Source organism: Pseudoflavonifractor phocaeensis, from assembly GCF_021531815.1.
In the GTDB taxonomy this organism is placed as follows: Bacteria; Bacillota; Clostridia; order Oscillospirales; family Oscillospiraceae; genus Lawsonibacter; species Lawsonibacter phocaeensis_A.
This window is the reverse complement of the sequence record NZ_JADYUM010000009.1, coordinates 25,426-49,681: the sequence shown is the minus strand read 5'-3', so window position 1 is coordinate 49,681 and position 24,256 is coordinate 25,426. Positions and strand designations below refer to the sequence as shown.

Genomic DNA, 24,256 nt, shown 5'->3' with positions numbered 1-24,256 from the left:
GTTCCGGATGGCGGAAACATCTGCGTGCCCTTCTTGGGGACGCCGGTGTTTCTGCCATTCGGGTTGTCTCTCTCCGCCGGGCGCAGAGGGGCACAACGTTTGATATTTTAGAGAAAGAGGTGAGTGGTTTGAGCCTTTTGAGCAATTTGGTCAACGGCATCAGCCTGGGCAGTGTCTACGCCATCATCGCCCTGGGCTACACCATGGTCTACGGCATCGCGAAAATGCTCAACTTCGCCCACGGCGACGTCATTATGGTGGGCGCCTACATCTGCTTCTTTGCCACCCAGAATTTCGGCCTGCATCCCATTCTGGGCGCCCTGCTGGCCATGGTGGTGTGCACCGTTCTGGGCATCACCATCGAGCGGCTGGCCTATAAGCCCCTGCGCCAGGCCCCCTCTCTGGCCGTCCTCATCACCGCCATCGGCATGAGCTATTTCCTCCAGAACAGCGCCCTGCTGCTGTGGAAGTCCGACCCCAAGGTCTTCCCCACCTTCTTCGCCTTCCAGGACAAGGCCACCGGAGAGATGAAGACGGGCATCACCCTCTTTGACGGCGGACTGACCATCACCTATGTGGCCATGTTCACCGTGCTGATGTGCGTGGTCATCATGGTGGGGCTGACCCTGTTCACCGGCAAGACCAAGATGGGCAAGGCCATGCGGGCCTGCTCCGAGGACAAGGCCGCCGCCCAGCTCATGGGCATCGACGTGAATTTCACCATCTCCATGACCTTCGCCATCGGCTCCGCCCTGGCCGCCATCGCCGGCGTGCTGCTATGCTCCAGCTACCAGACCCTGATGCCCACCACCGGCTCCCTGCCCGGCATCAAGGCCTTCACCGCCGCCGTCTTCGGCGGCATCGGCTCCATCCCCGGGGCCTTCCTAGGCGGCATCCTCCTGGGCGTCATCGAGATCTTCGCCAAGGCCTTCAACACCCAGATCTCCGACGCCGTGGTATTCGCCGTCCTCATCGTAGTGCTGCTGGTCAAGCCCACCGGACTGCTGGGCAAGACCGTCCGTGAGAAAGTGTGAGGTGGCCGGCATGAAACAACTCTCCCCCTCCCGCAAAAAGCTGGTGAACAACGCCGTCACCTACGGCATCGTCATCGCCGCTTACCTGATCATCCAGGTCCTCAACGCCGGGGGCATGGTGTCCCCCTCCATCCAGGGCCAGCTGGTGCCCATCTGCGCCTACATCACCATGGCCATCTCCCTGAACCTGGTGGTGGGCTTCTCCGGCGAGCTGTCCCTGGGCCACGCGGGCTTTATGAGCGTGGGCGCCTTCTCCGGCGTGGTGGTCTCCCTGTCCCTTCAGGAGGCTATCCCCTCCGGTCCCGTCCGTCTGGCCGTGGCCATGGTGGTGGGCGCCGTGCTGGCCGGTTTGGCCGGCTTCATCGTGGGCGTGCCGGTACTCCGCCTCCAGGGCGACTACCTGGCCATCGTCACCCTGGCCTTCGGCGAGATCATCAAAAACATCATCAACATCCTCTACGTGGGCATCGATGAGACCGGCCTGCGCTTCTCCATCACCAACGAGGCGGCGCTGGGTCTGGCCGCGGGCGGCCGCGCCATCCTCAAGGGCCCCATGGGCGTTACCACCAATGTGAAGCTCTCCTCCTTTACCGCCGGCTTCATTCTGGTGCTGATCGCCCTCACCGTGGTGCTGAACCTGGTGAACAGCCGGGCGGGCCGGGCGGTCATGGCCCTCCGGGACAACCGAATCGCCGCCGAGTCCGTAGGCATCCAGGTCACCAAGTACAAGCTGATGGCCTTCGTCACCTCCGCCGTCCTGGCCGGCGCCGCCGGCGCCCTGTACGCCATGAACTACTCCTCTCTGGCCGCCAAGAAGTTCGATTTCAACACCTCCATCCTGGTGCTGGTCTTCGTGGTGCTGGGCGGCCTGGGCAACATCCGGGGCTCCATCGTGGCCGCCGCCTTCCTCACGGTGCTGCCCGAGTTCCTGCGCAAGCTGAATCTGGACCAGTACCGGATGCTGGTGTACGCCATCGTGCTGATCCTGGTCATGCTGGCCACCAACAACGAAACTTCCCGGATCTTCTTCGCCTCTCTGCGGTCGAAGTTCCTGGGCCTGTTTAAGCGGAAAGGAGGCGCCCGCTGATGGCAAAGCAGTTTGAAAAGCCCAAAATGGTACCGGTGCCCAGCCACTCCATCGTCCCCGAGCGGGACCTGGGCAAGCTGCCGGTGCTGGAGTGCCAGCACCTGGGCATCGACTTCGGCGGCCTTACCGCCGTCAACGAGTTCAACATCACCGTGGGCCCCTCCGAGATCGCCGGCCTCATCGGCCCCAACGGCGCGGGCAAGACCACGGTGTTCAACCTGCTGACCAAGGTGTACCAGCCCACCCGGGGCACCATCCTCCTCAACGGCAAGGACACCCACGGCATGTCCACCGCCCAGGTCAACCAGGCGGGCATCGCCCGTACCTTCCAGAACATCCGCCTGTTCAACAACCTGTCTGTGGAGGACAACGTGAAGATCGGCCTCCACAACCAGATCCGCTACCCCATGTGGGACGGCATCCTCCGCCTGCCCAAGTATTGGAAGCAGGAGAAGCTGGCCCATGAGAGCGCCCTGGAACTGCTGTCCATCTTCGGCATGCAGGACCTGGCGGGCCATCAGGCGGGCTCCCTGCCCTACGGCGCCCAGCGCCGGCTGGAGATCGTCCGGGCTCTGGCCACCAATCCCTCCCTGCTGCTCCTGGACGAGCCCGCCGCCGGCATGAATCCCTCTGAGACCGCCGAGCTGATGGAGAACATCGTCAAGATCCGGGACACCTTCCACATCGCTATCATGCTCATCGAGCACGACATGAGCTTGGTCATGGGCATCTGTGAGGGCATCTGCGTTCTGAACTTCGGCCAGATCATCGCCAAGGGCACCGCCGAGGAGATCCAGGCCAATCCCAAGGTCATCGAGGCTTACCTGGGCAGCCAGAAGAAGGGAGGCGCCAAGAAATGAGCACTGTGCTGAAAGTGGAGGACATCAACGTCTACTACGGAGCCATCCACGCCATTAAGAACGTCTCCTTCGAGGTCAACCAGGGCGAGGTAGTCACCCTCATCGGCGCCAACGGCGCCGGCAAGTCCACCATCCTGAAGACGGTGTCCGGACTGCTCTCCTCCCGTACCGGTTCCATCGAGTTTATGGGGGAGAAGCTGGGCAGCATCCCCGCCCACAAAATCGTCACCAAGGGTCTGGCCCTGGTCCCCGAGGGACGCCAGGTCTTTCTGCAGATGACCGTGGAGGAGAACCTGGAGATGGGCGCCTTCACCCGCCCCAAGGCGGAGATCGCGGCCAGCATCGCCGATGTGTACGAGCGCTTCCCCCGGCTGAAGGAGCGCCGCCGCCAGATCGCCGGCACCCTGTCCGGCGGCGAGCAGCAGATGCTGGCCATGGGCCGGGCCCTGATGTCCAAACCCAACCTGCTGATGCTGGATGAGCCCTCCATGGGTCTGGCTCCCATCCTGGTGGAGCAGATCTTCGACATCGTCCAGGAGCTGAACCGCCACGGCACCACCATCCTGCTGGTGGAGCAGAACGCCCAGATGGCCCTCTCCGTGGCCCACCGGGGCTATGTGCTGGAGACGGGCAAGATCGTCACCACCGGCTCCGGCGAGGAGCTGCTGGAGGACGAGGCCGTCAAAAAAGCCTACCTGGGCGGCTGACCCAATTTCTGTCCGACAAAAAAGGTCCCTGCTTGCTGACGCAAGCAGGGACCTTTTTTCTATCTTACCGCTTATTGGACCACCGCCAGATCTTCTGAGCCTCCGCCGCCCGGATCAGCTCATCCCGGAAATCCGGGTGGGCGATGGACACCAGCATCTCCGCCCGCTCCCAGGTGCTGCGCCCCGCCAGGTTCACCGCCCCGTACTCGGTGACGATGAAGTGGGCCTGGCTCCGAGGCGCGGTGACGATGTCGCCCCCGAAGTGGGGCAGGATACGGGACTGCCGCACCCCCTCCTTGTTGACAAAGTAGGAGGTCATGCAGATAAAGGCCTTTCCGCCCCGGGCCATGGCCGCCCCTGTCACATAGTCCAGCTGTCCCCCGGTGCCGCTGATGTGGCGCAGGCCGGCGCTCTCAGCGCAGATCTGGCCGTACAGGTCCACGGCGATACAGTTGTTGATGGACACCATATTGTCCAGCTGGGCGATGGTGGCCGGGGCGTTGACGTACTCCAGGGGGGCGATCATGATGCTGGGATTCTGGTCCACCCAGTCATATAATTTCTGGCTGCCGAAGACGATGCCCGCCATTCCCTTGCCCCGGAAGTGGGCCTTTTTGGCGTTGGTCAGCTTGCCCGCCTGGAACAGCTCATAGTAGGCGTCGGAGCACAGCTCCGTGTGCATTCCCAGGTCCTTCAGGTCCGACTGGGCCAGCCGGGCCCCCACCACGTCGGGCATCCCGCCGATGCCCAGCTGGATGGTGGCCCCGTCCACGATATAGGGCAGGATGTGGTCGGCGATCTGAACGTCCTCGGGGGTGGGCTCGTCAATGGGGAACTGGGGCAGGGGGCCGTGAGGGCCCTCCACCACATAGTCCACCTGGCTGATGTGGATGCACTCGTCGTACATGCCGTAGAGCCGGGGCAGATTCTCATTGACCTCCAGGATCACAATGTCCGCGTCATCCAGGATCCCTTTGGCCACGCCGGTGGCGCAGGACAGGTTGAAGTAGCCGTGCTTGTCCATGGGGGTGACGCACATCATGGCCACATTCACCGACAGGAAATGGCGGTAGTAGGCCACCAAGTTCCGAAAAATCATGGGGATGTAGTTGCACAGTCCCCGGTCGCACAGCTTCCGCTCATAGGCGGAGCAGTGCCAGCTGTTGTAGATAAAGTGCTCCCGCTCCGGGTCGCACTCCACCGCCCGGATGGGACCGAAGAGCAGGTTGCCCCGGATCTTCACATCCCTCAGCTCGTCCTTCCGCTTGGCCAGAGCGGCATCCAGCAGAGTGGGAAACCCCACATTGGTGGTGTAATCCACCCAGTCTCCGCTTTTTACCGCCCGGACCGCCTCCTCCGGCGTGCGCAGCTTGGACCGGTACAGCTTCTGAACGTCCATATTGCCTCCTCTCCCTGTCCCCGCCTTCCGGGCAGACAGAGCATGTGTGTTGTTTTTATTATATCATAGTTTTTTCTCCGCCACCATATTTTGCCCCGGATCTCTTTCTTCTCTTGCGGCAGAGCGCCCGGCGGTAGTATAATAATGCCGACAACATATCTTCCGCGCCATACCCGCGCGTCACACTGCAAAAAGGAGAGATACATCATGATCTATGACAGTCTGAAGCACCTGGAGGCCTACAAGGGCATCCACCCCGGCGTCTACCGCGGCCTGGAGCTGCTGCGGGACACGGATTTTTCCAAGCTGGAGGACGGCCGGCACGAAGTGGCGGGGGACGACCTGTTCTTCCTCCTCCAGAGCTATGACACCAAGGAGGTCAACGACTCCCCCGAGGCCCACAAGAAGTACGCGGACATCCAGTTTTTGATCTCCGGCCAGGAGAAGATCGGCGTGGGTGCGCTGGAGGACATGACCGAATTGGTGGAGGCCCGCCCCGAGGGCGACATCTGGTTCTACCACGGCCCCGTGGATGAGATCACCCTCGCCGGAGACAAGTTCGCCGTCCTGTTCCCAGGAGACGCCCACGCCCCCTGCATCGCCGTGGACGGCGCTCCCGTCCCCTGCCGCAAATGCGTGGTCAAGGTCCGGGTGGGATAATGACACAGTTTACATCAGCTTAACCCAAAAAAGCGGCTGGGATCGTATGATCCCAGCCGCTTCAGGCTGTCGAAAAAGCTTTTTCGACAGCCTGAGCAAATTTGAAAACATTAAAAAATGTTTTCAAATTTGTACTGATTGAAAAGAAAGGGAACCCTGACGGTTCCCTTTCAAACTATCCTTCCCTCCGAATCCTTAAAGGATCAGGGTTTATTGACAAGCTGAAGCGGCCGGGATCGCATGATCCCAGCCGCTTTCTCACTGTCTGTCTGTCCAAATCCATCCGGTGTTTCCAATGTACACCGGCAGAATAGCACTGCCTGCGGACGTTCCGCCCTCAGCTCCGCTCTCCTCCGGCGCAGGGCAGCACCGCCCGGACCAAAAGTCCGCCCTGTGGGCGGTTCTCCGCCGACATGGTGCCCCCGTGGGCCCGGATGATGCTGCGGCAGATGGCCAGACCCAGGCCGGACACCTTCCGTCCCCGGTCCGAGGTATACAGGGGCTCAAAGATCTGCTGGAGCAGCTCCTCCGGGACGCCGGTACCGTTATCTCCGAACTCCAGGACGACTTCCCGCCCCTCCTGGCGGACCAGGACCTCCAGCCGCAGCTTTTCCGCGCCGCTGTGCTGGATGCTGTTACCGATGAGGTTGCCGAAGTACCGCCGCATGTGGGCCCAGTTGCAGATCAGCTCCGCGTTGGGGCAGGTACAGCGCACCGTCAGGGATACCCCGGTATCCTCCAGCTCCTCCCGGTACTCCCGCACCAGGCCGTCGCACAATGCCTGGACCGAGATCAGCTCCATGGGCGCCCCGTCCCGCAGGCCGGCGTCCAGATAGTCGTCAAACTCGTCCACAATGGACTTGATGGCAAGCCCCTTGTCATGGATGTTCTGGAGGTAGCGCTCCTCCTTCTCCGGGGTGAGCTGGGCGGACAGCAGCCGCTCGGAACAGCCCAGCACCGAGGTCAGCGGGGTCTTGATGTCGTGGGAGATGGAGGCGATGAGCCGCCGTTCCGACTGCTCCTTGGCTCGGAGCACTCCCGTCAGGTCGGCAAAGGTGTTCTGCAGTTTGCCCACCTCGTCCATCCGGTCGCTGCGGGGCGGCAGGGTCCCCTTCTCCGAATATTCCCGCATGGTCCGGCGTAATCTCACGATGGGTGAGACGATGAGCAGGTAGAGCAGCACCCCCGCCAGCAGCAACAGGGTCAGATTGAACAGGAGCAGGCCCGCGAAGGCCTTCTTTGCCACCAGCTCGCTCAGGTCCTGACGGCTCAGAGGGGCGCTCTCCACATAGATCGACAACCGCTCCCCCGACCGCAGGGTCAAGTCCGTCCGGCAGGGCACGGTGATCTGGGCGTCTCCCCACTCCCGGGGCATGAAGCGGAACAGGACCTCTCCCGCCTCGTCCCGGACGGCACAGCCCAGCTCCCGCTCCTCCAGATACTCCTCCAGCCCCTCGAAACCGCCCTGGCTCCCCTCCAGAAAGGAGGCCACCTGCCCGGCCTCATCCCGTGTCTCCTCCAGGACCTGGTCATAGCTCTCTCCCACAAAGCGCCCCAGGTAGGACAAAAACCAGGAGATGGACAGCAGCCACCCCAGCACCGCCGCGGCCACCAGAATGAAGATCATCTTCCGGGTCAGCTTGGCGCTGAGCCAGCCCACCCCGGGGAAGCGCAGCTTCCGCCGCTCAGTGTCCACCGGCGCCGCCTCCCGTCCGCTCGCTGAAGCCGCTCTTGGTCACAAAGCGGTAGCCTGAGCCCCATATGGTCTTGATATACTCCCAGTCCGGATCGATCTTGGTCCGCAGTTTTTTGATGTTGATGGCCACGGTGCCTATGTCTCCATAGTCAGTCTCCCACACGCCATGGAAGATCTGTTCTTTGGACAGGGTCTGGCCCGCGTTGTTCATCAGGTAGGCCAGCAGGTCAAACTCCCGGGTGGACAGGTCCACGGGCGCCCCGTCCTTGGTCACAGTCCGCTCCTCCGGGTCCAGACGGATCTGCCCGATCTGGAGGACTGTCTGCCGCTCCTGCTGGGGCCTTTGCCCCCGGGCACGGGCCCGCAGATGGGCCCGGACCCGGGCCACCAGCTCCTCCAGGGCAAAAGGCTTGGTCATATAGTCATCGGCCCCCAGACCCAGTCCCTTGACGATGTCCTTCACGTCGTCCTTGGCGCTGAGAAACAGGATGGGGCAGCTCACCTTGTCCCGGACCCGGCGGCACACCTCCAGCCCGCTGACCCCCCCCAGCATAATATCCAGCAGCACCAGGTCGAACGGTTCCCGCTCCAGCAGCTCCAGGGCCTCCTCCCCCGAGGCGGCCGTCCGGACCTCCATGTCCTGCTCGGCCAGCACGTCGGAGACCAGTTCCAGGATGGAGGCGTCATCGTCCACTGCCAGAATACATTCCTTCATTTCGTTTCCCTCCTTCATCCCAGGAAACTTCTCTTGTTTCGCGGATATTATATCAGAAAAACCGCCGCTGAACCATGAAGAATTATTACAGACGCCAGCCCGGACCAATTATTAAGGATTATTAGGAATGGCCCAAATCCGTTGACTTTGCCCCCGGCTGAACATAAAATGCGGACCGTGAAACAGATTTCTTGACCTTAGGAAGATGGTGGAGCACTTGCTTGAAAAAATCGCGCACAAGCTGACCCGGCGTCCCAAGCTGGTCATTCTGATCGCCGTCCTGATGCTGGTCCCCAGCATCCTGGGCGCCGCCTTTACCCGGATCAACTACGACATTCTGTCCTATCTGCCCCAGGACATGGACTCCGCCAAGGGCGAGGCCCTCTTGGAGGACCCATTCCGGATGGCGGCCACCACTATGCTCATCGTGGAAGACATGCCCCCCGAGTATACCCACCAGCTCCAAAAGCAGGTGGAGCAGGTGCCCGGGGTGAGCAACGTACTCTGGCTGTCCGGCATGGTGGGCATCCAGGTCCCCACCGAAATGATCCCGGAGGACCTTCGGGATATTTTCTTCTCCGGAGACGCCACCATGATGATCGTCCAGTACGACCAGCCCGGCGCCTCGGCGGCCACCATGAAAGCCATCCAGCAGGTGCGTGACCTGTGCAACAAAAACTGCTTTCTGGCCGGATTCTCCGTGTTCATCAAGGACACCAAGGACCTGATCTCCAAGGAGATGCCCCTGTATGTGCTGATGGCCGCCGTCCTGTCCACCGCCGCCATGTGCGTCACCATGTCCTCCTGGCTGCTGCCGGCGGCTCTAATGCTCAGCATCGGTCTGGCCATCCTGTACAACTTCGGCAGCAATATCCTGCTGGGGGAGATCTCCTTTATCACCCAGGCCATTGCGGCGGTGCTCCAGCTGGGCGTCACCATGGACTACTCCATCTTCCTCTATGACCGGTATCTGGAGGAGCTGCCCCGCCATGAGGACCGGCGGGACGCCATGGCCACCGCCATCGTGGCCGCCTTCAAGTCCCTGTCCGGCAGCTCCATGACCACCATCGCCGGCTTTCTCGCCCTGTGCTTCATGCGTCTGACCCTGGGGCGGGACATCGGTCTGGTCATGGCCAAGGGCGTGGTTCTGGGCGTGGCCACCGTCATTCTGGTGCTGCCCTCCATCCTCCTGGTGATGGACGGCCCCATCCTGAAATACCGCCACCCCTGCGTCAGCCCCAACATGAACCGGCTCAACGGCTTTATCATCCGCCACCGCCGCTTTTTCACCGGGCTGTTCCTGGTGCTGTTCGTCCCCGCCGTCTACTCCAACAACCACACCCAGGTCTATTACAAGCTGGATGAGTCCCTGCCTCAGGATATGCCCTCCATCGTGTCCACCGACAAGCTGAAGGACGAGTTCAACATGGCTTCCAGCCATTTTATCGTCATGCGGGACGACCTGAGCCACGCGGACATGAAGGAGCTGGAGGAGGCCATCGACGCCATCCCCGGCATCACCAGCGTGGTGGCCTACGACAAGCTGGTCCCCAGCTCCATCCCCGATTTCTTCATTCCCCAGTCCATCAAAGACCTGTGCAAGCAGGGCGGCTATCAGATGATGATGGTCAATTCCAAATATGTCACCGCCTCGGACGCGGTGGCCGCCCAACTGGACCAGCTGAACGCGCTGGTCAAATCTTACGACCCCAACGCCTATGTCACCGGCGAGGCCGCCATGACCGCCGACCTGATCTCCACCTCCGCCGTGGACTTCCAGGTCACCAACTACCTGTCCATCATCGCCATTTTCATCCTAGTGGCCATCGCCTTCCGCTCCATCTCCATCCCGGTCCTGCTGGTGTCCACCATTGAGCTGGCCATCTTCATCAACCAGGGCATCCCCTATTTCACCGGCACCGAGATCGCCTTTATCACGCCCACGGTCATCGGCTGCATTCAGCTGGGGGCCACCGTGGATTACGCCATTTTGATGACCACCCGGTTCCAGGATGAGCTGCAGAAGGGCAAGGACCGGATGGAGGCGATCCGGACGGCCGCCTCGGCCGCCGACGTGTCCATCCTCACCAGCGCCCTGGTCTTCTTCTGCTCCACCTTAGGGGTGGCCCTGATCTCCACCATGGACCTGATCAGCAGCATCTGCCTGATGCTGTCCCGGGGCGCCGTCATCTCCGCCCTGGTGTGTATGTTCATCCTGCCCTCGGTGCTGGTGGTATTTGAGCCGGTCATCGCCAAAACCACCCTCCACTGGCGGACCCCCAAGGCTCCGAAGCCGCCCAGACAGGGCCGTCCCGGACTGACCCGCAAACAAGAGGAGTCCCTGCCCTCTCCTGAGCCGCTCCCCACCGGGACCACTCCGGCCAACGAAGAGCTTCCCGCCGATCCCGTTCATTAGAAAGGAGTTTTCCATATGGAACGTCTTTTGAAACGCTTTGCCCGGCGGGGCCTGCCCCTGTGCCTGGCCCTGGTCCTGACCGCCGGGCTCACCCTGCCCGCCTTCGCCGAGGGGACCCAGATCCCCACCTCCCACGACGAGACCTTCTACGCCACCCTAGATTATTACGGCGGGGTGCTGGACAGCAGCGTGGTCAAGAGCTACAAGACCTACGGCAACGACACCATCACCGACTACGGCGTCTACGACCAGGTGACCAACCTCACCGACAGCCGGGAGCCCACCCTGGGAAACGGCACCGTCACCTTCCAGCTGGGGGAGGACGCCCCCAACCGCTTCTACTTTGAGGGCAAGACCACCCAGCCCCTGGATGAGTTTCCCTGGTTCCTATCCCTGTCCTACACTCTGAACGGAGTACCCACCCCGGCGGAGGCGCTGGCGGGTCAAAAGGGTCTGGTGGAGATCACCCTGGACGCGGTCCCCAACCCCGCCGCCTCCGAGTACAGCCGGAACAACCTGGTCCTCACCGCCGCTTCCATGTTCAACGGGGACGACATTCTGTCCCTGGAGGCGGAGGGGGCCCAGGTCCAGCTCGTCGGCAACCTGTACTGCGTGCTGTACATGGTAATGCCCGGCGAGGAACAGCATTTCACCATCCGGGTGGGGGCCGAGGACTTCTCCTATGACGGCATGATCTTCCTGGCCGTCCCCGCCACCCTGCAGCAGCTGGACCAGATCGCCGACCTGCGGGACGCCAAGGAGGATGTGGAGGACTCCTACGAGGCCCTCCAGGACAGCATGGATGTGATCCTGGACTCCCTGGAGGGGATGAGCGGTTCCCTCAACGCCACTGCCAACGGCCTGGACCAGCTGAACCGGGCCCGGGGCACCATCTCCAGCGGCAAGGACAAGGTCTATGACAGCCTAGATACCGCCCTGGACGCCGCTGGCCCCCTGACCGAGTCCCTGCAGCCTGTGGCGGGCCACCTGGCCACCGCCCAGCAGGCCATCACCGACACCACCGCCCTGCTCAACCAGATGAACGACAACCTCCAGAGCCTGAGGCCCGAGGTGGAGAACGCCCGGAAGCTCCTGAAGGACCTCAAGTCCGACCTGGACGAGCTTCAGGACCTGATGGACGATCTGGAGGAATACCCCTCCCAGGCCCGCCGCATCGCCGGGAACCTGGAGGACGATTTCTCCAAGCTGGGCAGCAGCCTGAACAATCTGGAAAAGTCCCTGAAATCCATGGGCGGTGAGCTGGCCGGCATGAACAGCCAGCTGTCCGGCGTCCGGGGCGGCAGCGAGGTCACCATCGACCTGGGCGACGGGACGGACCGGACCGTGGGCGAGGTCAAATCCCTGGTGGCCCAGGCCAACGGCGCTTACGCGCAATATGAGGCGGCTCTGGAAGCCAATCCGGAGCTGGAGGGGCTCAGCTTTTATGACTTTCTGGTAGCCGTCGCGGGCCTGTCCGAGGAGGCGGCCCAGCAGACCGTTGCCCTCTGGCAGGCCGCCCAGACGGAGGAGTACCAGAAACAAATCGAGAGCGCCCAGGAGCTGAACAGCCTGCTCTCCCAGCTGGACCTGACGGTGGGACAGCTGAAGACCCTGGTGGGCACCGCCAACAGCAAGGCCGGCCCCATCTTGAAGCAGCTGGAGAGCCTGTGCTCCGCCCTGGGCGGCGCCAACCTCAGCGGCGACCTGGAAAGCCTCTCCCACATGCTGGAGGAGATGCTGGAGGACGTGGATGACCACAGCGGAGCGCTCACCTCCGCCACCCGCACCCTGAAAAGCGCCTGTGAGCTGGCCGAGCGGGTCAGCGTCAACCTGGACGCCGCCCTGGACCAGACCCAGGCCCTCACCGACATCATGAACACCTACGAGCCCGAGGCCCAACAGGCCCTGGAGGACGCCAAGATCTTCTCCGACTCCGCCTCCGCCAGCATCTCCGCCCTGGTGGACACCGCCCGGGAGGCCGAGTCTCTGGCCAGGGAGAGCGGCCAGGACCTGGACGCGGGCACCCAGCAGGCTCTAGCCGGCCTGTCCGCCGCCCTGCGCAAGTCCACCAAGGGGCTGAACCAGACCACTGTCATCCGGAACGCCAAGGACACCATCGACGCCCTGGTCCGGGACCAGTGGGACAGCCACACCGGCGAGGACAACAATCTGCTGCTCATGGATGCCGGAGCCCAGCCCGTCTCCCTCACCGACCAGCGCAACGAGGGCACCTCCAGCGTCCAGTACATCATGCGTAGCCAGGAGATCAAGGTCCAGGAGCCTGAGGAGGAGGAGCTCGCCGCTGTCCAGAAGGACAACGGCACCATCTGGACCCGCATCGCCGACATGTTCCAGGACATCTGGAACACCATCACCGGCTGGTTCCGCCGCTGAAACCGGTCGGTTCCGGGGAGTCCTTGGAGTCCAAGGACTCCCCCTTTTTCACCCGCCGCGCCCTCCCAAAATCGGGGTGCTTTGCCAAAGTAAGCCGGTAAAGAAAAATCCCAAAAAGGGAATTGACAAATTTCTTTGATTGGGATATGATAAATGACAATCATCACAAAAGCGATGAGCGGGCTAGTAGGCATGCCTGGATGCACAGAGAGGGAGCGGTCGGTGCAAGCTCCCGTGAAGGAGCACTTCCGAACATCACCCGCGAGCAGTCCGATTGAACCGGCGCGGCCCAAGTAGGTTGGAACGGTCCCCCCTCCGTTACAGGGGCAACGAGCGCGCGGCGGCGGCAGTCCGCCGTGAATTTAGGTGGTACCACGGAGTATACGGCTTCGTCCTATCTTATTTCAGATAGGACGAGGCCGTTTTTGTTTTCCAGCGGAGGACAGAGAGGTCCGTATCCGCCAACCAACACCAATGGAGGTGAGCTTCCGTGAACGGAGCGCAGGCTTTGATCGAAAGCCTATTACAGGAACAGGTAGACCATATTTTCGGCTACGCCGGGGCCACCATCTGCCCGGCGGTGGACGCATTGATGGAGCACCCGGAGATCGGCTATACCCTGGTGCGGACGGAGCAGAACGCGGGGCACATGGCCTCGGGCTACGCCCGGGTGTCGGGCAAGGTGGGCGTGTGCATGGTCACCTCCGGCCCGGGAGCCACCAACCTGATCACCGGCATCGCCACCGCCTACATGGACTCCATCCCCGTGGTGGCCATCACCGGCCAAGTGCCCAGCAACCTGCTGGGCCGGGATATCTTCCAGGAAGTCGACATCACCGGCGCGGTGGCCCCCTTCTCCAAGCACAGCTACCTGGTGAAGGACGCCAACGAGATCCCCCGGATCGTAAAGGAGGCCTTCCACATCGCCTCCACCGGCCGCCCCGGCCCTGTCCTCATCGACATCCCCATCGACGTCCAGAATCAGGAGGTCAAAAACTTCCGCTACCCCGAGGAGGTCAACATCCGGGGCTACAAGCCCAGCGTCAAGGGCAATGAGCTCCAGATCAAGCGGGTGGCTGAGGCCATCTCCAAGGCCAAGCAGCCCCTGATCTGCGCGGGCGGCGGCGTGTGGCTGGCCAGCGCCCGGGAGGAGCTGCTGGAGTTGGCGGAGCGCTGCGCCATCCCGGTGGTCAAGACCATGATGGGCATCTCTCTCATGCCCACCGACCACCCCCTGAACCTGGGCATGATCGGCGCCCACGGCAACCACTGCGCCAACAAGGCCCTGGCCAAGGCGGACCTGCTCATCATGGTGGGTACCCGGGCCGCCGACCGGGCGGTCATCGACCCCGGTGAGATCCAGCGCCGCATGGCCACCATCCACATCGACGTGGACCCCGCCGAGATCGGTAAAAACATGCAGGCCGCCATCCCCCTGGTGGGGGATGTGAAAGTGATCTTGCAGCAGCTCCTGGACCGGAACATCACGCCTCCCGACTCCGCCGCCTGGCTGGAGCGGCTGCGGGACTACCGGAAGGCGGAGCTGGGCCGGGTCTTCCCCCAGCGGGAGGGCTATGTATTCCCCGGCACCGTCCTGCGGAAGCTGGGGGCCAAGCTGGCCGACGACGCGGCGGTATGCGTGGACGTGGGCCAGAACCAGATCTTCACCTGCAAGTACCTGCCCCAGAAAAACGGCCGCCTGCTCACCAGCGGCGGACTGGGCACCATGGGCTACGCCCTCCCCGCCGCCGTCGGCGTGAAGGTGGCTCAGCCGGACCGCCAGACCGTGGTGGTCTGCGGCGACGGCTCCTTCCAGATGTCCATGAACGAGCTGGCCGCCGTCAAGTGCGCGGGGATGGACCTGAAGATCGTACTGTTCCAAAACCAGGTGCTGGGCCTGGTCAACCAGATCCAGCGCACCGCCCCCTACCACGGCCCCTTCGGCGTGGCCCTGGACGGCTCCCCCGACTTCCCCGCCATCGCCGCCGCCTACGGCATCCCCAGCCTGACCGTCAGCGACGAGGATGAGCTGGACGAGGTGCTGGACCGGTTCCTGGGCAGCGAGGGCTGCTGCCTGCTGATCTGCCGGGTCCACCCCGACGTCAGCACCACAGACTGAGTAGGGAGGAGGCCACAACATGAAACAGACCATTTCCGTCCTGGTGGAAAACCAGGCCGGCGTTTTGAACCGGATCACCGGCCTCTTTTCCCGCCGGGCCTTCAACATCGAGTCCCTGGCCGTGGGCGTCACCGACGACCCCACCATCTCCCGCATCACCATCATCGTGGACAGCGGCAACAGCGTGGTGGAGCAGGTGGAAAAGCAGCTGAACAAGCTCATTGAGGTCATCAAGGTCCGGACCCTGGACGAAAACACCTTCATCGGCCGGGAGCTGATGATATTAAAGGTGAACGCCAACAACAAGACCCGTCAGGACATTATGACCATCTGCGAGATCATGGGGGCCAAGGTGGACGACATCTCCCCCACCTCCCTGACCATGGAGCTGTCCGACACCCCCGACCGGCTGGATACCTTCCAGGCCATGATGCGGCCCTTCTCCATTCTGGAGGTGGCCCGCACCGGGGTCATTGCCGTTCAAAAAGGCGGCGGGAAAATTTAAGCTTTCATCAAACAAGTGCCAAAGGCACTTGTTTGAAAAGGATTGCGGCCTGCCGCAGCGCACTCGCTTCGCTCGCACGTTTGCAGGCTGAGATGAGTTTTTCCGACGCGCATGTCGTCGGAAAACAGATTACAATTTCTTTCGCCGCTGCGGCGGCGAAACTCTGCGATGCCTAACCCCCACTGACAGGAGTTGAATCAGTGCCATGAAAATTCGCGCCACCGCAGCCATCATGGAGTGCCTGCTGGAGCAGGAAGTGGACACCGTATTCGGGTATCCCGGCGGCACCATTCTGAACCTCTATGACGAGCTGTATAATTACAAAGACAAGATCCACCACGTATTGACCGCCCACGAGCAGGGCGCCTCCCACGCCGCCGACGGCTACGCCCGCTCTACCGGCAAGGTAGGGGTGTGCTTCGCCACCAGCGGCCCGGGCGCCACCAACCTGACCACCGGCATCGCCACCGCCTACATGGACTCCTCCCCCGTGGTCTTTATCACCTGCAACGTGACCGAGCCCCTGCTGGGCAAGGACTCCTTCCAGGAGGTGGACATCACCGGCATCGCCATGCCCATCACCAAGGCTACCTATCTGGTCCGGGACGCCCAGACCATCCCCGATGTGATGCGCCAAGCCTTCGCCGTAGCCGCCACCGGCCGGCCCGGCCCGGTGCTCATCGACTTTTTGAAGAATGTCACCGCCCCCAGCGTGGAGATCGACTACGAGTTCGTCCCCTGGACCCAGAACCGATCCTGTTCCAGCATCCGGGCCCTGTCCGACAGCCATGAGCTGAAGGCCCCTGAGCCCGATCTAGAGGACATCGACATTCTGGTGGACATGGTGGCCCAGGCGGAACGCCCCCTGCTCATCTGCGGCGGCGGCGTGGTCCGGGCCCGGGCGGACAAGCAGTTTCGGGAATTTGCCGAAAAGCTGGACGCCCCAGTGGCCATCACCGTCATGGGCGGCGGCGGCTTCCCCGGCGGCCACCCCCTGACCACCGGCATGATCGGCATGCACGGCTCCAAGGCCAGCAACGTGGCCTGCAACGAGTGCGACCTGCTCATTGCCGTAGGCTGCCGGTTCTCCGACCGGGTGGCCCTGGACCCGGCCTCCTTCGCCAGCCAGGCCAAGATCGTCCAGATCGACATTGACCGCTCTGAGATCGACAAGAATGTCCTCACCGACCACCACATCATCGGCAACGCCCGCCGGGTGCTGGAGCTGCTGAACCAGCGTCTGCCCCAATACAGCCATCCAGCCTGGAAGGACCACATTCTCCCCCTGCGGGAGCCCTCCGTGGCGGAGGACAGCGAAACGCTGACCCCCAAGCAGGTGCTGGAGACCATCCGCCGCCTGGCCCCCCAGGACACCATTGTGGCCACCGATGTGGGCCAGCACCAGATGTGGTCCATCCAGCACTTCCACTTTGACTATCCCGGCCAGCTGCTCACCTCCGGCGGCTTCGGCACCATGGGCTTCGGCCTGGGGGCCGCCATCGGCGCCAAGGTGGGCAACCCGGACAAGGTGGTGGTCCACACCACGGGCGACGGCTGCTTCCGCATGAACTGCCATGAGCTGGCCACCGTCCAGCACTACGGCCTGCCCATCATCACCGTCATCTTCAACAACGGCTGTCTGGGCATGGTCCGCCAGTGGCAGAACCTGATCTACCACCAGCGCTACTCCGAGACCACCCTGGACCGGGGCCCCGACTTCGTCAAGCTGGCCGAGGCTTACGGCCTGAAGGGTTTCCGGGTCACCAACCAGGGGGAGATGGAAGCGGCCTTCCGGGCCGCCCTGGAGGCGGGCTGCGGCTGCGTCATCGACTGCCGCCTGGACATGGACGAGATGGTCCGGCCCATGGTGGCCGGCGGCGCCCACATCACCGACTTTTTGCTGAGATAAGGGGGCGGACCGCGTGAAAAAGGAATTTGACACCGAAAAGAAGCTGTACACCCTGGCCATCCTGGTCCAGGACATCCCCGGGGTACTGAGCCAGGTGGCCCGCCTGTTCTCCCGGAAGGGCTACAACATTGAGTCCATCGTCTCCGGTGAGACGGACAAGCCGGGCATCACCCGCATCACCATCGTGCTGCTGGCCGACGAACTGATGATCTCCCAGATCGCCGCCCAGTGCCGGAAGCTCATCCCCGTAAAGGCGGTGAAGCTGCTGGACGAGTCCGCCTCCATCCATCGGGAGTTCGCCCTCATCAAGGTGAAGGCGGAGGACCGGGCCTCCCGGGACGAGGTCATCCAGATGGCCAACCTGTTCCGGGCCAGCATCATCGACGTGGGCAAGGAGTCCCTGACGGTGGCTATCTTCGGGGACAAGAGCAAGACCTCCGCCCTCATCGGGCTGTTGGAGGACTTCGGCATTTTGGAGATCGCGAAAACGGGTACACTCGCCATCGAAAGAGGGCGCGGCACTATATATGATGACAACAAACTCAAGGAGGAATACAACTATGGCAAAAATGTATTATGAGAAAGACTGCGACATCAATTACCTCAACGGCAAGAAGATCGCCATCATCGGCTACGGCTCCCAGGGTCACGCCCACGCGCTGAACCTGAAGGACTCCGGCTGTGACGTGTGCGTGGGCCTGCGCGCCGGCTCCAAGAACTGGGCCAACGTGGAGAAGGCCGGCCTGAAGGTCATGACCGTGGAGGAGGCCGCCCAGTGGGGCGACATCGTCATGATGCTGATCAACGATGAGGTCCAGGCCGAGGTGTACAAGAAGTCCATCGCCCCCTACATGACCGAGGGCAAGGCCCTGGCTTTCGCCCACGGCTTCAACATCCGCTACCAGCAGATCGTCCCCCCCAAGGGCGTGGACGTGTTCATGGCCGCCCCCAAGGGTCCCGGCCACACCGTCCGCTCCACCTACGTGGCCGGCAAGGGCGTGCCCTGCCTGGTGGCCGTGGAGCAGAACGCCACCGGTGACGCCTACAAGATCGCCCTGGCCTACATCGCCGGCATCGGCGGCGCCCGCGCCGGCGTGATGGAGACCACCTTCCACGACGAGACCGAGACCGACCTGTTCGGCGAGCAGGCCGTTCTGTGCGGCGGCGTGGTGGAGCTGATGAAGTGCGGCTTCGAGACCCTGGTGGAAGCCGGCTACGAGCCCGAGAACGCCTACTTCGAGTGCATCCACGAGATGAAGCTCATCATCGACCTGATCAACAAGGGCGGCGTGGCTGCTATGAACTACTCCATCTCCGACACCGCCGAGTACGGCGAGTATGTCTCCGGTCCCCGGGTCCTGCCCTACGAGGAGACCAAGAAGAACATGAAGGCGGTTCTGAACGACATCCAGGACGGCACCTTCGCCGGCAAGTGGATCGCCGAGAACAAGAACGGCCGCACCTTCTTCAACTCCAAGCGGGCCAACCTGGCTAAGCACCAGATGGAGATCGTGGGCGAGGAACTGCGCAAGAACATGATCTGGGGCGGCGACAAGGATCTGGATACTGCCTCCAACTAAAGAACAAATCCAAATCACATCATAAAACGGCCTGCCCCTTTGGGCGGTGTTCGTAAAACAGTTAACTATGCAAAATGCGTGACTTCTGTGGTCACGCATTTTGTCTCATGAGGATAGCCACAAAGCGGCGCAAGGGGTGCAGCCTCTTGTACGGAATGAAGTGACGCAAAGCAGCCCGGATGTTTGAGTGTCCGGGCTGCCAGCCCCGCAAAGCGCACTTCTATACAGGGCTTACCCCTGTATAGAAGTGCGCCCTTTGTTTTAAAGGGATATTTGTGATACTTCTTTAATCAGTTTCAGTTTGTATTTTATCAATTCCTAAAACCTCTTTGCAATATGCGATTTCTTCGTCAGTAAATAATGACGCATATTCGACTTTACAGACAGAATCCTCCATGGATAAATCTAATCGCCCACATAAAAAGAGCGTGGAGAATCCCTCTGATGTATTACCCGTTTTTCGTGCATTTGAAATGAGTCGCTTTGCTGTTTCAACGCCGCCGTAAGTTGCCAGCATTTGATTGAAGCGAGTTGGATTGTATTTGCACTCCTTTTTAGCCCGGAGCATTTTCAGTTTCAATTCTTCTTCAAACTTTTTTGCTAATATTTCCATAAAAGTATTACCACCTGAATTTAAGCTTTTTCTCAAGCACTTTCCCGCAATCTTGGCATATAAATTTCGTTTTTCCATACTTTCCGTTAATGCCGCTTGCTGCGCCAATAACTGTTCCAAGGGGGTGAACAGGCTGCCAACTGTACCGTCAATCACAGCTTTTCTAAGTGAGAATTTCGTTTTGGTTGAAACTGGAACAACATCTGTGCTTTTACACAAAATATTAGGACAGCATATTCTTTTTGCCATTTTCACCCTCCACGCTTTTAGTACTTATTCTTAAATAGCAAGTTATACCAAAATACTATAAACACATAAAGTAAGAAACGAATCATATCAATCTCCTATATTCTGAGGTGAGTATCAATTCGCCTCTGCCATTCTCCGCTATTCCAGCCCACTCCAAAATCGCAGCCATGACAAAAACAGGGTCAAATACAGAATCCCCAACTTTGCGTCCTCGGCTTTTTGCGATTGCACCTACAACGGTGTTTTCTTCGCAACCAGCCTCACCGAGTTTATAATTTCTGCCGTTCCCTTTTCGTGCGCGTCCGCCTTGCTTCAGAAGGAGGTCAACGATGACATTAAATACATCGTATTCATAAGGAGGGCTAATCGGCAATTTGTCACTCGTAAATGTTTTTCCGTCCGCTTCAGCATATATTTCGCAAGGAAGTCCTCTTGCGGTATATACGGTAACATGACCACCATGTTCCTTCAGCTTTGCTTTGATGATTTCCGATGCCCGCCTACTGGAATAGTCAACCTCCAAACTACTTATATCAATTTCCGTTCGTTCCTCTCTATGGGATGCGTCACTCAGGTTCAGCGCAGTCAGCAATTCATCCAGTTTCTTTTTAGCGGTGGGGTATGAGATATTCAAATCAGATTGCACCTCCTTTAGATTTCCTCTGTTTTTCAAAAAAGAGATAAGCAGTGCATTTTGTTCAGAATTCAGTTGGTCAAATGGACTCAGATCAAAATTGCTTTTTAATTCCATCCCACAGCAAGAACATTGCAGCGTAGAGATTATCAGAGCGCCCTTGCAACCGGGGCATTTTGAAATCAGTTTTGCCATACAATCACCTCTACCCATAATATAATATTAGATTTCGCGATTGTCAATATAGAGTTTAATATAATTAAGTTCTAATTTGAATCAGGAATCGTACTAATATCCATTAAGCACAGGCAAAAAAAGCAATGCTCAGTCAGTAAACCAAGCATCGCTCATTTTGTTGTTGCCAACCCCGTCTGACAGATTCCATAAAAAGCTAAGCTGTTCCTTAACTGTCTTACGAACACCGCCCCTTCGGGGCGGGCCGTTTTATTGGGAAACAATCCGGATAAAGCTACAAAACAGCTGAAATAAATGGTATAATGATTAAAAACAGGATGTTACTCCCACACCGCTGCAGTGCGAAAGGGGTCTGAACCATGAAGCATTTTACAAAAAAGCAGAAATGGATGATGATTGGCGGCGCTGTTATGGCGGCTATCTTGGTTTTATGTGCATGGATATTTGGCTGGTTCCGCGGCGACATCAACGTGATGGACTTCTCTGCGGATGAGGTAGACCACGTTGAGCTCTCCTGTACCGACGTTCACGTCGATTTGTATCGTGCCGTTGTAACGGACAAAGACGATATTCAAATGCTCATCGACTCCGTGAACAGATTTCAGCACACGGGGAACGAGATAAAAGACATATTTATGTATGGGATATTTACAGGCGGAAGCGTTTTGTATGAGATCGACATTTATCTCTCGGACGGAGAACTGTTCCCATTTCCGCCTTGCTTCAAACAGAAGGCAAGAACTGTCGGACATAGAAGTATGCTATTGGGTCCATGGTGCAGAGGTAGGAAACCTGTTTCCCAGTACCTGCAGAGGCTCGCTGGAGCCGTTTTATGAGCTGTACGAAAAGTATCGTCCAATGGAATGACAGATCAAAAACAGCCGGGAGGGTCACCCCTCCCGGCTGTTCACATATTTATATTCAGCCTTCCAGCCCCATCTCATCCATGGCGTGGCGCATATGGATGGCCATGGCGTGCTCTGCCCCGGCCTCGTCCCGTTTGACGAAGAACTCCAGCAGCAGGGCGTGGTCCCGGAGGGTGCTCTGGGCCAGGGCCTCCTGGCCCTCCCCGGAGACGATGGCCGTCTCCACCGCCTGGCTGATGAGGGGCAGCAGCCGCATCATGAACTCGTTGTGGGTGCACCGGACGATGGCGGCGTGGAACTCCCGGTCGGCGGCAGTGCGGTCCCGGCCCTCCCGGATGCAGCGCTCCACCGCCGCCCCCTTCTCCAGAATGTCGGCGATCTCCCCGTCGCTGCCCCGTCGGCAGGCCAGCCGGGCGGCCTGGGGTTCAAAGATGGACCGCAGCTCAAACAGGTCCCGGAGCTGCCCCCGCACCCGGTCCAGAGCGGAGAAGCCGAAGTCCTCCACCTGGCCCGCCCGCGCCGAAACAAAGGTGCCCCGTCCCCGGCGCACCTCCAGCACCCCCTGGACCGTCAAGTCCCGGAGGGCTTCCCGCAGGGTGGTGCGGCTCACCCCCAGCTCCCGGGACAGGTCTACCTCATTGGGCAGCTTGTCCCCCGGGGCCAGGCGCTTTTCCACCACGATCTGCTCATACAGCTTTTCCGCCGTCTGACGGGATAAGCTCTTCTTTTCCATGGGTGTTCTCCTTTATGGTTTGCTTCTTGTTGGGGAAACGCGGTCCTACCTGCCGGGGGATCGCAGCCCATATTTTCCCGGAATTTCTCTTGACTTTCTTTCCTCTATCCTATACTATGTAGTCAGACAAATCAAGAGTTGTCTAACAACTCATGCAAAAATTTTCAGGAGGAAAGAACTATGCGTTCCGACGTTGTGAAAAAAGGCATCCCCGCCGCCCCCAACCGCTCCCTGCTGTATGCCCTGGGCTACACCAAGGAGGAGCTGGAGCGCCCCCTCATCGGTGTGGTCTGCTCCTACAATGAGATCGTCCCCGGCCACATGAACCTGGACAAGATCGCCGAGGCCGTCAAGGCGGGCATCCGCGCCGCCGGCGGCACCCCCGTGGAGTTTCCCGCCATCGCCGTCTGCGACGGCATCGCCATGGGGCACGTGGGCATGAAGTACTCCCTGGTCACCCGGGACCTGATCGCCGACTCCACCGAGGCCATGGCCATGGCCCACCAGTTTGACGGCCTGGTGATGATTCCCAACTGCGACAAAAACGTCCCCGGCCTGCTGATGGCCGCCGCCCGGGTCAACATCCCCACCATCTTCGTCTCCGGCGGCCCCATGCTGGCAGGCACTCTGAACAATGGCCGCCGCACCTGCCTGAGCCACATGTTTGAGGCGGTGGGCGCCTACTACGCCGACAAGCTGGACCAGGCCGGTGTGGAGGAGTACGAGAACAACGCCTGCCCCACCTGCGGCTCCTGCTCCGGCATGTACACCGCCAACTCCATGAACTGCCTCACCGAGGCCATCGGCATGGCCCTGGCGGGCAACGGCACCATCCCCGCCGTCTACTCCGCCCGGCTCCGTCTGGCCAAGCACGCGGGCATGAAGGTCATGGAGCTGGTGGAGAAGAACATCCGCCCCCGGGACATCATGACCGCCGCCGCTTTCCACAACGCCGAGACCATCGACATGGCCCTGGGCTGCTCCACCAACACCATGCTCCACCTGCCCGCCATCGCCCACGAGTGCGGCATTGAACTCAGCTTCGACATGGCCAACGAGATCAGCGACAAGACCCCCAACCTGTGTCACCTGGCCCCCGCCGGGGACACCTACATGGAGGACCTGGACCGGGCGGGCGGCGTCTACGCCGTCATGGCCGAGCTGGCCAAGGCCGATCTGCTGGACACCAGCCTGATGACCTGCACCGGCAAGACGGTGGCGGAGAATCTGGCGGGCGTGGTCAACCGCAACCCCGAGATCATCCGGCCCATCGACAACCCCTACACCAAGACCGGCGGCATCGCGGTCCTGAAGGGCAACCTGGCCCCCGACGGCTGCGTAGTCAAGCAGTCCGCCGTAGCCCCCGAGATGATGGTCCATGAGGGTCCCGCCCGGGTGTTCAACTCGGAGGAGGAGGCCATTGAGGCCATCTACGCCGGCAAGATCGTGGCCGGCGACGTGGTGGTCATCCGGTACGAGGGCCCCAAGGGCGGCCCCGGCATGCGCGAGATGCTCAACCCCACCTCCGCCATCGCAGGCATGGGACTGGACAAGGACGTGGCCCTGATCACCGACGGCCGCTTCTCCGGCGCCACCCGGGGCGCCTCCATCGGACATGTCTCCCCCGAGGCCGCCAGCGGCGGCACCATCGGACTGGTGGAGGAGGGCGACCTCATCGCCATCGACATCCCCGCCCACACCATCACCCTGAAGGTGGATGAGGCTACCCTGGCCGCCCGGAAGGCCGCCTGGGTCTGCCCCGAGCCCAAGATCAAGACCGGCTATCTGGCCCGCTACGCCAAGCTGGTCTCCTCCGCCGACAAGGGCGCTGTCCTTTCTTGAAAGAACGGACCAAAGAACTTTCGGAAATGCTGACCCATTTCCC

20 protein-coding genes and 1 other annotated feature are annotated in these 24,256 nt (G+C 60.8%); of the genes, 14 read left to right on the top strand and 6 right to left on the bottom strand.

Translation table 11 applies throughout. The annotated features are described in order from the left end of the window. The first annotated feature begins 128 nt into the window (after nucleotides 1–128). The 4 genes from I6E42_RS07375 to I6E42_RS07360 are packed head-to-tail and all read left to right on the top strand — an operon-like array spanning nucleotide 129 to nucleotide 3,688. A complete protein-coding gene (locus I6E42_RS07375) occupies nucleotides 129–1,034 on the top strand; it encodes a branched-chain amino acid ABC transporter permease (protein WP_235371274.1) in 906 nt (301 codons plus the stop codon). A gap of 10 nt (nucleotides 1,035–1,044) precedes the next feature. Next, nucleotides 1,045–2,121 carry a branched-chain amino acid ABC transporter permease gene (locus I6E42_RS07370; RefSeq protein WP_235371273.1) on the top strand — a complete coding sequence of 359 codons (1,077 nt, stop codon included), beginning with the start codon at nucleotides 1,045–1,047 and terminating at the stop codon, nucleotides 2,119–2,121. 26 nt (nucleotides 2,122–2,147) lie between these two features. Continuing rightward, nucleotides 2,148–2,981, top strand: coding sequence for an ABC transporter ATP-binding protein (locus tag I6E42_RS07365; protein ID WP_412761293.1), 834 nt, complete (start codon nucleotides 2,148–2,150; stop codon nucleotides 2,979–2,981). A gap of 5 nt (nucleotides 2,982–2,986) precedes the next feature. Beyond that, a complete protein-coding gene (locus tag I6E42_RS07360; RefSeq protein WP_412761292.1) occupies nucleotides 2,987–3,688 on the top strand; it encodes an ABC transporter ATP-binding protein in 702 nt (233 codons plus the stop codon). Nucleotides 3,689–3,752: 64 nt separating this feature from the next. On the opposite strand, the gene I6E42_RS07355 is transcribed toward I6E42_RS07360, so the two are convergent. Then, complete coding sequence (locus I6E42_RS07355; RefSeq protein WP_235371270.1) at nucleotides 3,753–5,087, bottom strand: acetyl-CoA hydrolase/transferase family protein; 1,335 nt, start codon at nucleotides 5,085–5,087, stop codon at nucleotides 3,753–3,755. A 207-nt stretch (nucleotides 5,088–5,294) separates the two neighbouring features. On the opposite strand from I6E42_RS07355, the gene I6E42_RS07350 reads away from it, so the two are divergent. Further along, entirely contained in the window at nucleotides 5,295–5,747 is a 453-nt protein-coding gene (locus I6E42_RS07350; protein WP_235371269.1) for a NanQ anomerase/TabA/YiaL family protein, read from the top strand. 337 nt (nucleotides 5,748–6,084) lie between these two features. Here the strand turns inward: I6E42_RS07350 and I6E42_RS12845 are convergent, their stop codons facing one another. Both I6E42_RS12845 and I6E42_RS07335 read right to left on the bottom strand, forming a co-directional pair. After that, nucleotides 6,085–7,443: a sensor histidine kinase gene (locus I6E42_RS12845; protein WP_328284089.1), complete on the bottom strand. Its 1,359-nt coding sequence runs from the start codon at nucleotides 7,441–7,443 to the stop codon at nucleotides 6,085–6,087. Next, nucleotides 7,433–8,158 (bottom strand): response regulator transcription factor, encoded by a 726-nt coding sequence (locus I6E42_RS07335; protein WP_235371268.1) that lies wholly within the window; start codon nucleotides 8,156–8,158, stop codon nucleotides 7,433–7,435. The genes I6E42_RS12845 and I6E42_RS07335 overlap by 11 nt, the downstream gene beginning before the upstream one ends. Before the next feature lie 217 nt (nucleotides 8,159–8,375). Between I6E42_RS07335 and I6E42_RS07330 the strand changes: the two genes are divergently transcribed. From I6E42_RS07330 to ilvC, 7 genes are all read left to right on the top strand, one after another. Further along, complete coding sequence (locus tag I6E42_RS07330; protein WP_235371267.1) at nucleotides 8,376–10,574, top strand: efflux RND transporter permease subunit; 2,199 nt, start codon at nucleotides 8,376–8,378, stop codon at nucleotides 10,572–10,574. 15 nt (nucleotides 10,575–10,589) lie between these two features. Then, nucleotides 10,590–12,968 (top strand): coiled-coil domain-containing protein, encoded by a 2,379-nt coding sequence (locus I6E42_RS07325; protein ID WP_235371266.1) that lies wholly within the window; start codon nucleotides 10,590–10,592, stop codon nucleotides 12,966–12,968. Nucleotides 12,969–13,133: 165 nt separating this feature from the next. Beyond that, nucleotides 13,134–13,368: a binding site (T-box leader), on the top strand. Between the two features lie 90 nt (nucleotides 13,369–13,458). Continuing rightward, entirely contained in the window at nucleotides 13,459–15,087 is a 1,629-nt protein-coding gene (gene ilvB, locus I6E42_RS07320) for a biosynthetic-type acetolactate synthase large subunit (protein ID WP_235371265.1), read from the top strand. 19 nt (nucleotides 15,088–15,106) lie between these two features. Further along, entirely contained in the window at nucleotides 15,107–15,592 is a 486-nt protein-coding gene (gene ilvN / locus I6E42_RS07315; RefSeq protein ID WP_235371264.1) for an acetolactate synthase small subunit, read from the top strand. Nucleotides 15,593–15,797: 205 nt separating this feature from the next. After that, the gene (gene ilvB / locus I6E42_RS07310) at nucleotides 15,798–17,501 is read left to right on the top strand and encodes a biosynthetic-type acetolactate synthase large subunit (protein WP_235371263.1); all 1,704 of its coding nucleotides are present in this window, start codon (nucleotides 15,798–15,800) and stop codon (nucleotides 17,499–17,501) included. Between the two features lie 13 nt (nucleotides 17,502–17,514). Further along, on the top strand, nucleotides 17,515–18,081 hold the full coding sequence (gene ilvN, locus I6E42_RS07305) for an acetolactate synthase small subunit (protein WP_235371262.1): 567 nt from the start codon (nucleotides 17,515–17,517) through the stop codon (nucleotides 18,079–18,081). Further along, on the top strand, nucleotides 18,062–19,081 hold the full coding sequence (ilvC, locus tag I6E42_RS07300) for a ketol-acid reductoisomerase (RefSeq protein ID WP_235371261.1): 1,020 nt from the start codon (nucleotides 18,062–18,064) through the stop codon (nucleotides 19,079–19,081). The genes ilvN (I6E42_RS07305) and ilvC overlap by 20 nt, the downstream gene beginning before the upstream one ends. Before the next feature lie 286 nt (nucleotides 19,082–19,367). On the opposite strand, the gene I6E42_RS07295 is transcribed toward ilvC, so the two are convergent. Beyond that, nucleotides 19,368–19,943: a hypothetical protein gene (locus tag I6E42_RS07295; protein ID WP_235258940.1), complete on the bottom strand. Its 576-nt coding sequence runs from the start codon at nucleotides 19,941–19,943 to the stop codon at nucleotides 19,368–19,370. A gap of 82 nt (nucleotides 19,944–20,025) precedes the next feature. Next, a complete protein-coding gene (locus I6E42_RS07290) occupies nucleotides 20,026–20,772 on the bottom strand; it encodes a DUF2089 domain-containing protein (protein WP_235371260.1) in 747 nt (248 codons plus the stop codon). Nucleotides 20,773–21,131: 359 nt separating this feature from the next. On the opposite strand from I6E42_RS07290, the gene I6E42_RS07285 reads away from it, so the two are divergent. Then, nucleotides 21,132–21,608: a hypothetical protein gene (locus tag I6E42_RS07285; RefSeq protein ID WP_235371259.1), complete on the top strand. Its 477-nt coding sequence runs from the start codon at nucleotides 21,132–21,134 to the stop codon at nucleotides 21,606–21,608. Between the two features lie 85 nt (nucleotides 21,609–21,693). Here I6E42_RS07285 and I6E42_RS07280 read toward each other — a convergent pair whose 3' ends face one another. After that, entirely contained in the window at nucleotides 21,694–22,371 is a 678-nt protein-coding gene (locus I6E42_RS07280) for a FadR/GntR family transcriptional regulator (protein WP_235371258.1), read from the bottom strand. A gap of 180 nt (nucleotides 22,372–22,551) precedes the next feature. On the opposite strand from I6E42_RS07280, the gene ilvD reads away from it, so the two are divergent. Continuing rightward, nucleotides 22,552–24,213, top strand: a complete 1,662-nt coding sequence (gene ilvD / locus I6E42_RS07275) for a dihydroxy-acid dehydratase (RefSeq protein WP_235371257.1) — start codon at nucleotides 22,552–22,554, stop codon at nucleotides 24,211–24,213. Nucleotides 24,214–24,256 lie beyond the last annotated feature (43 nt).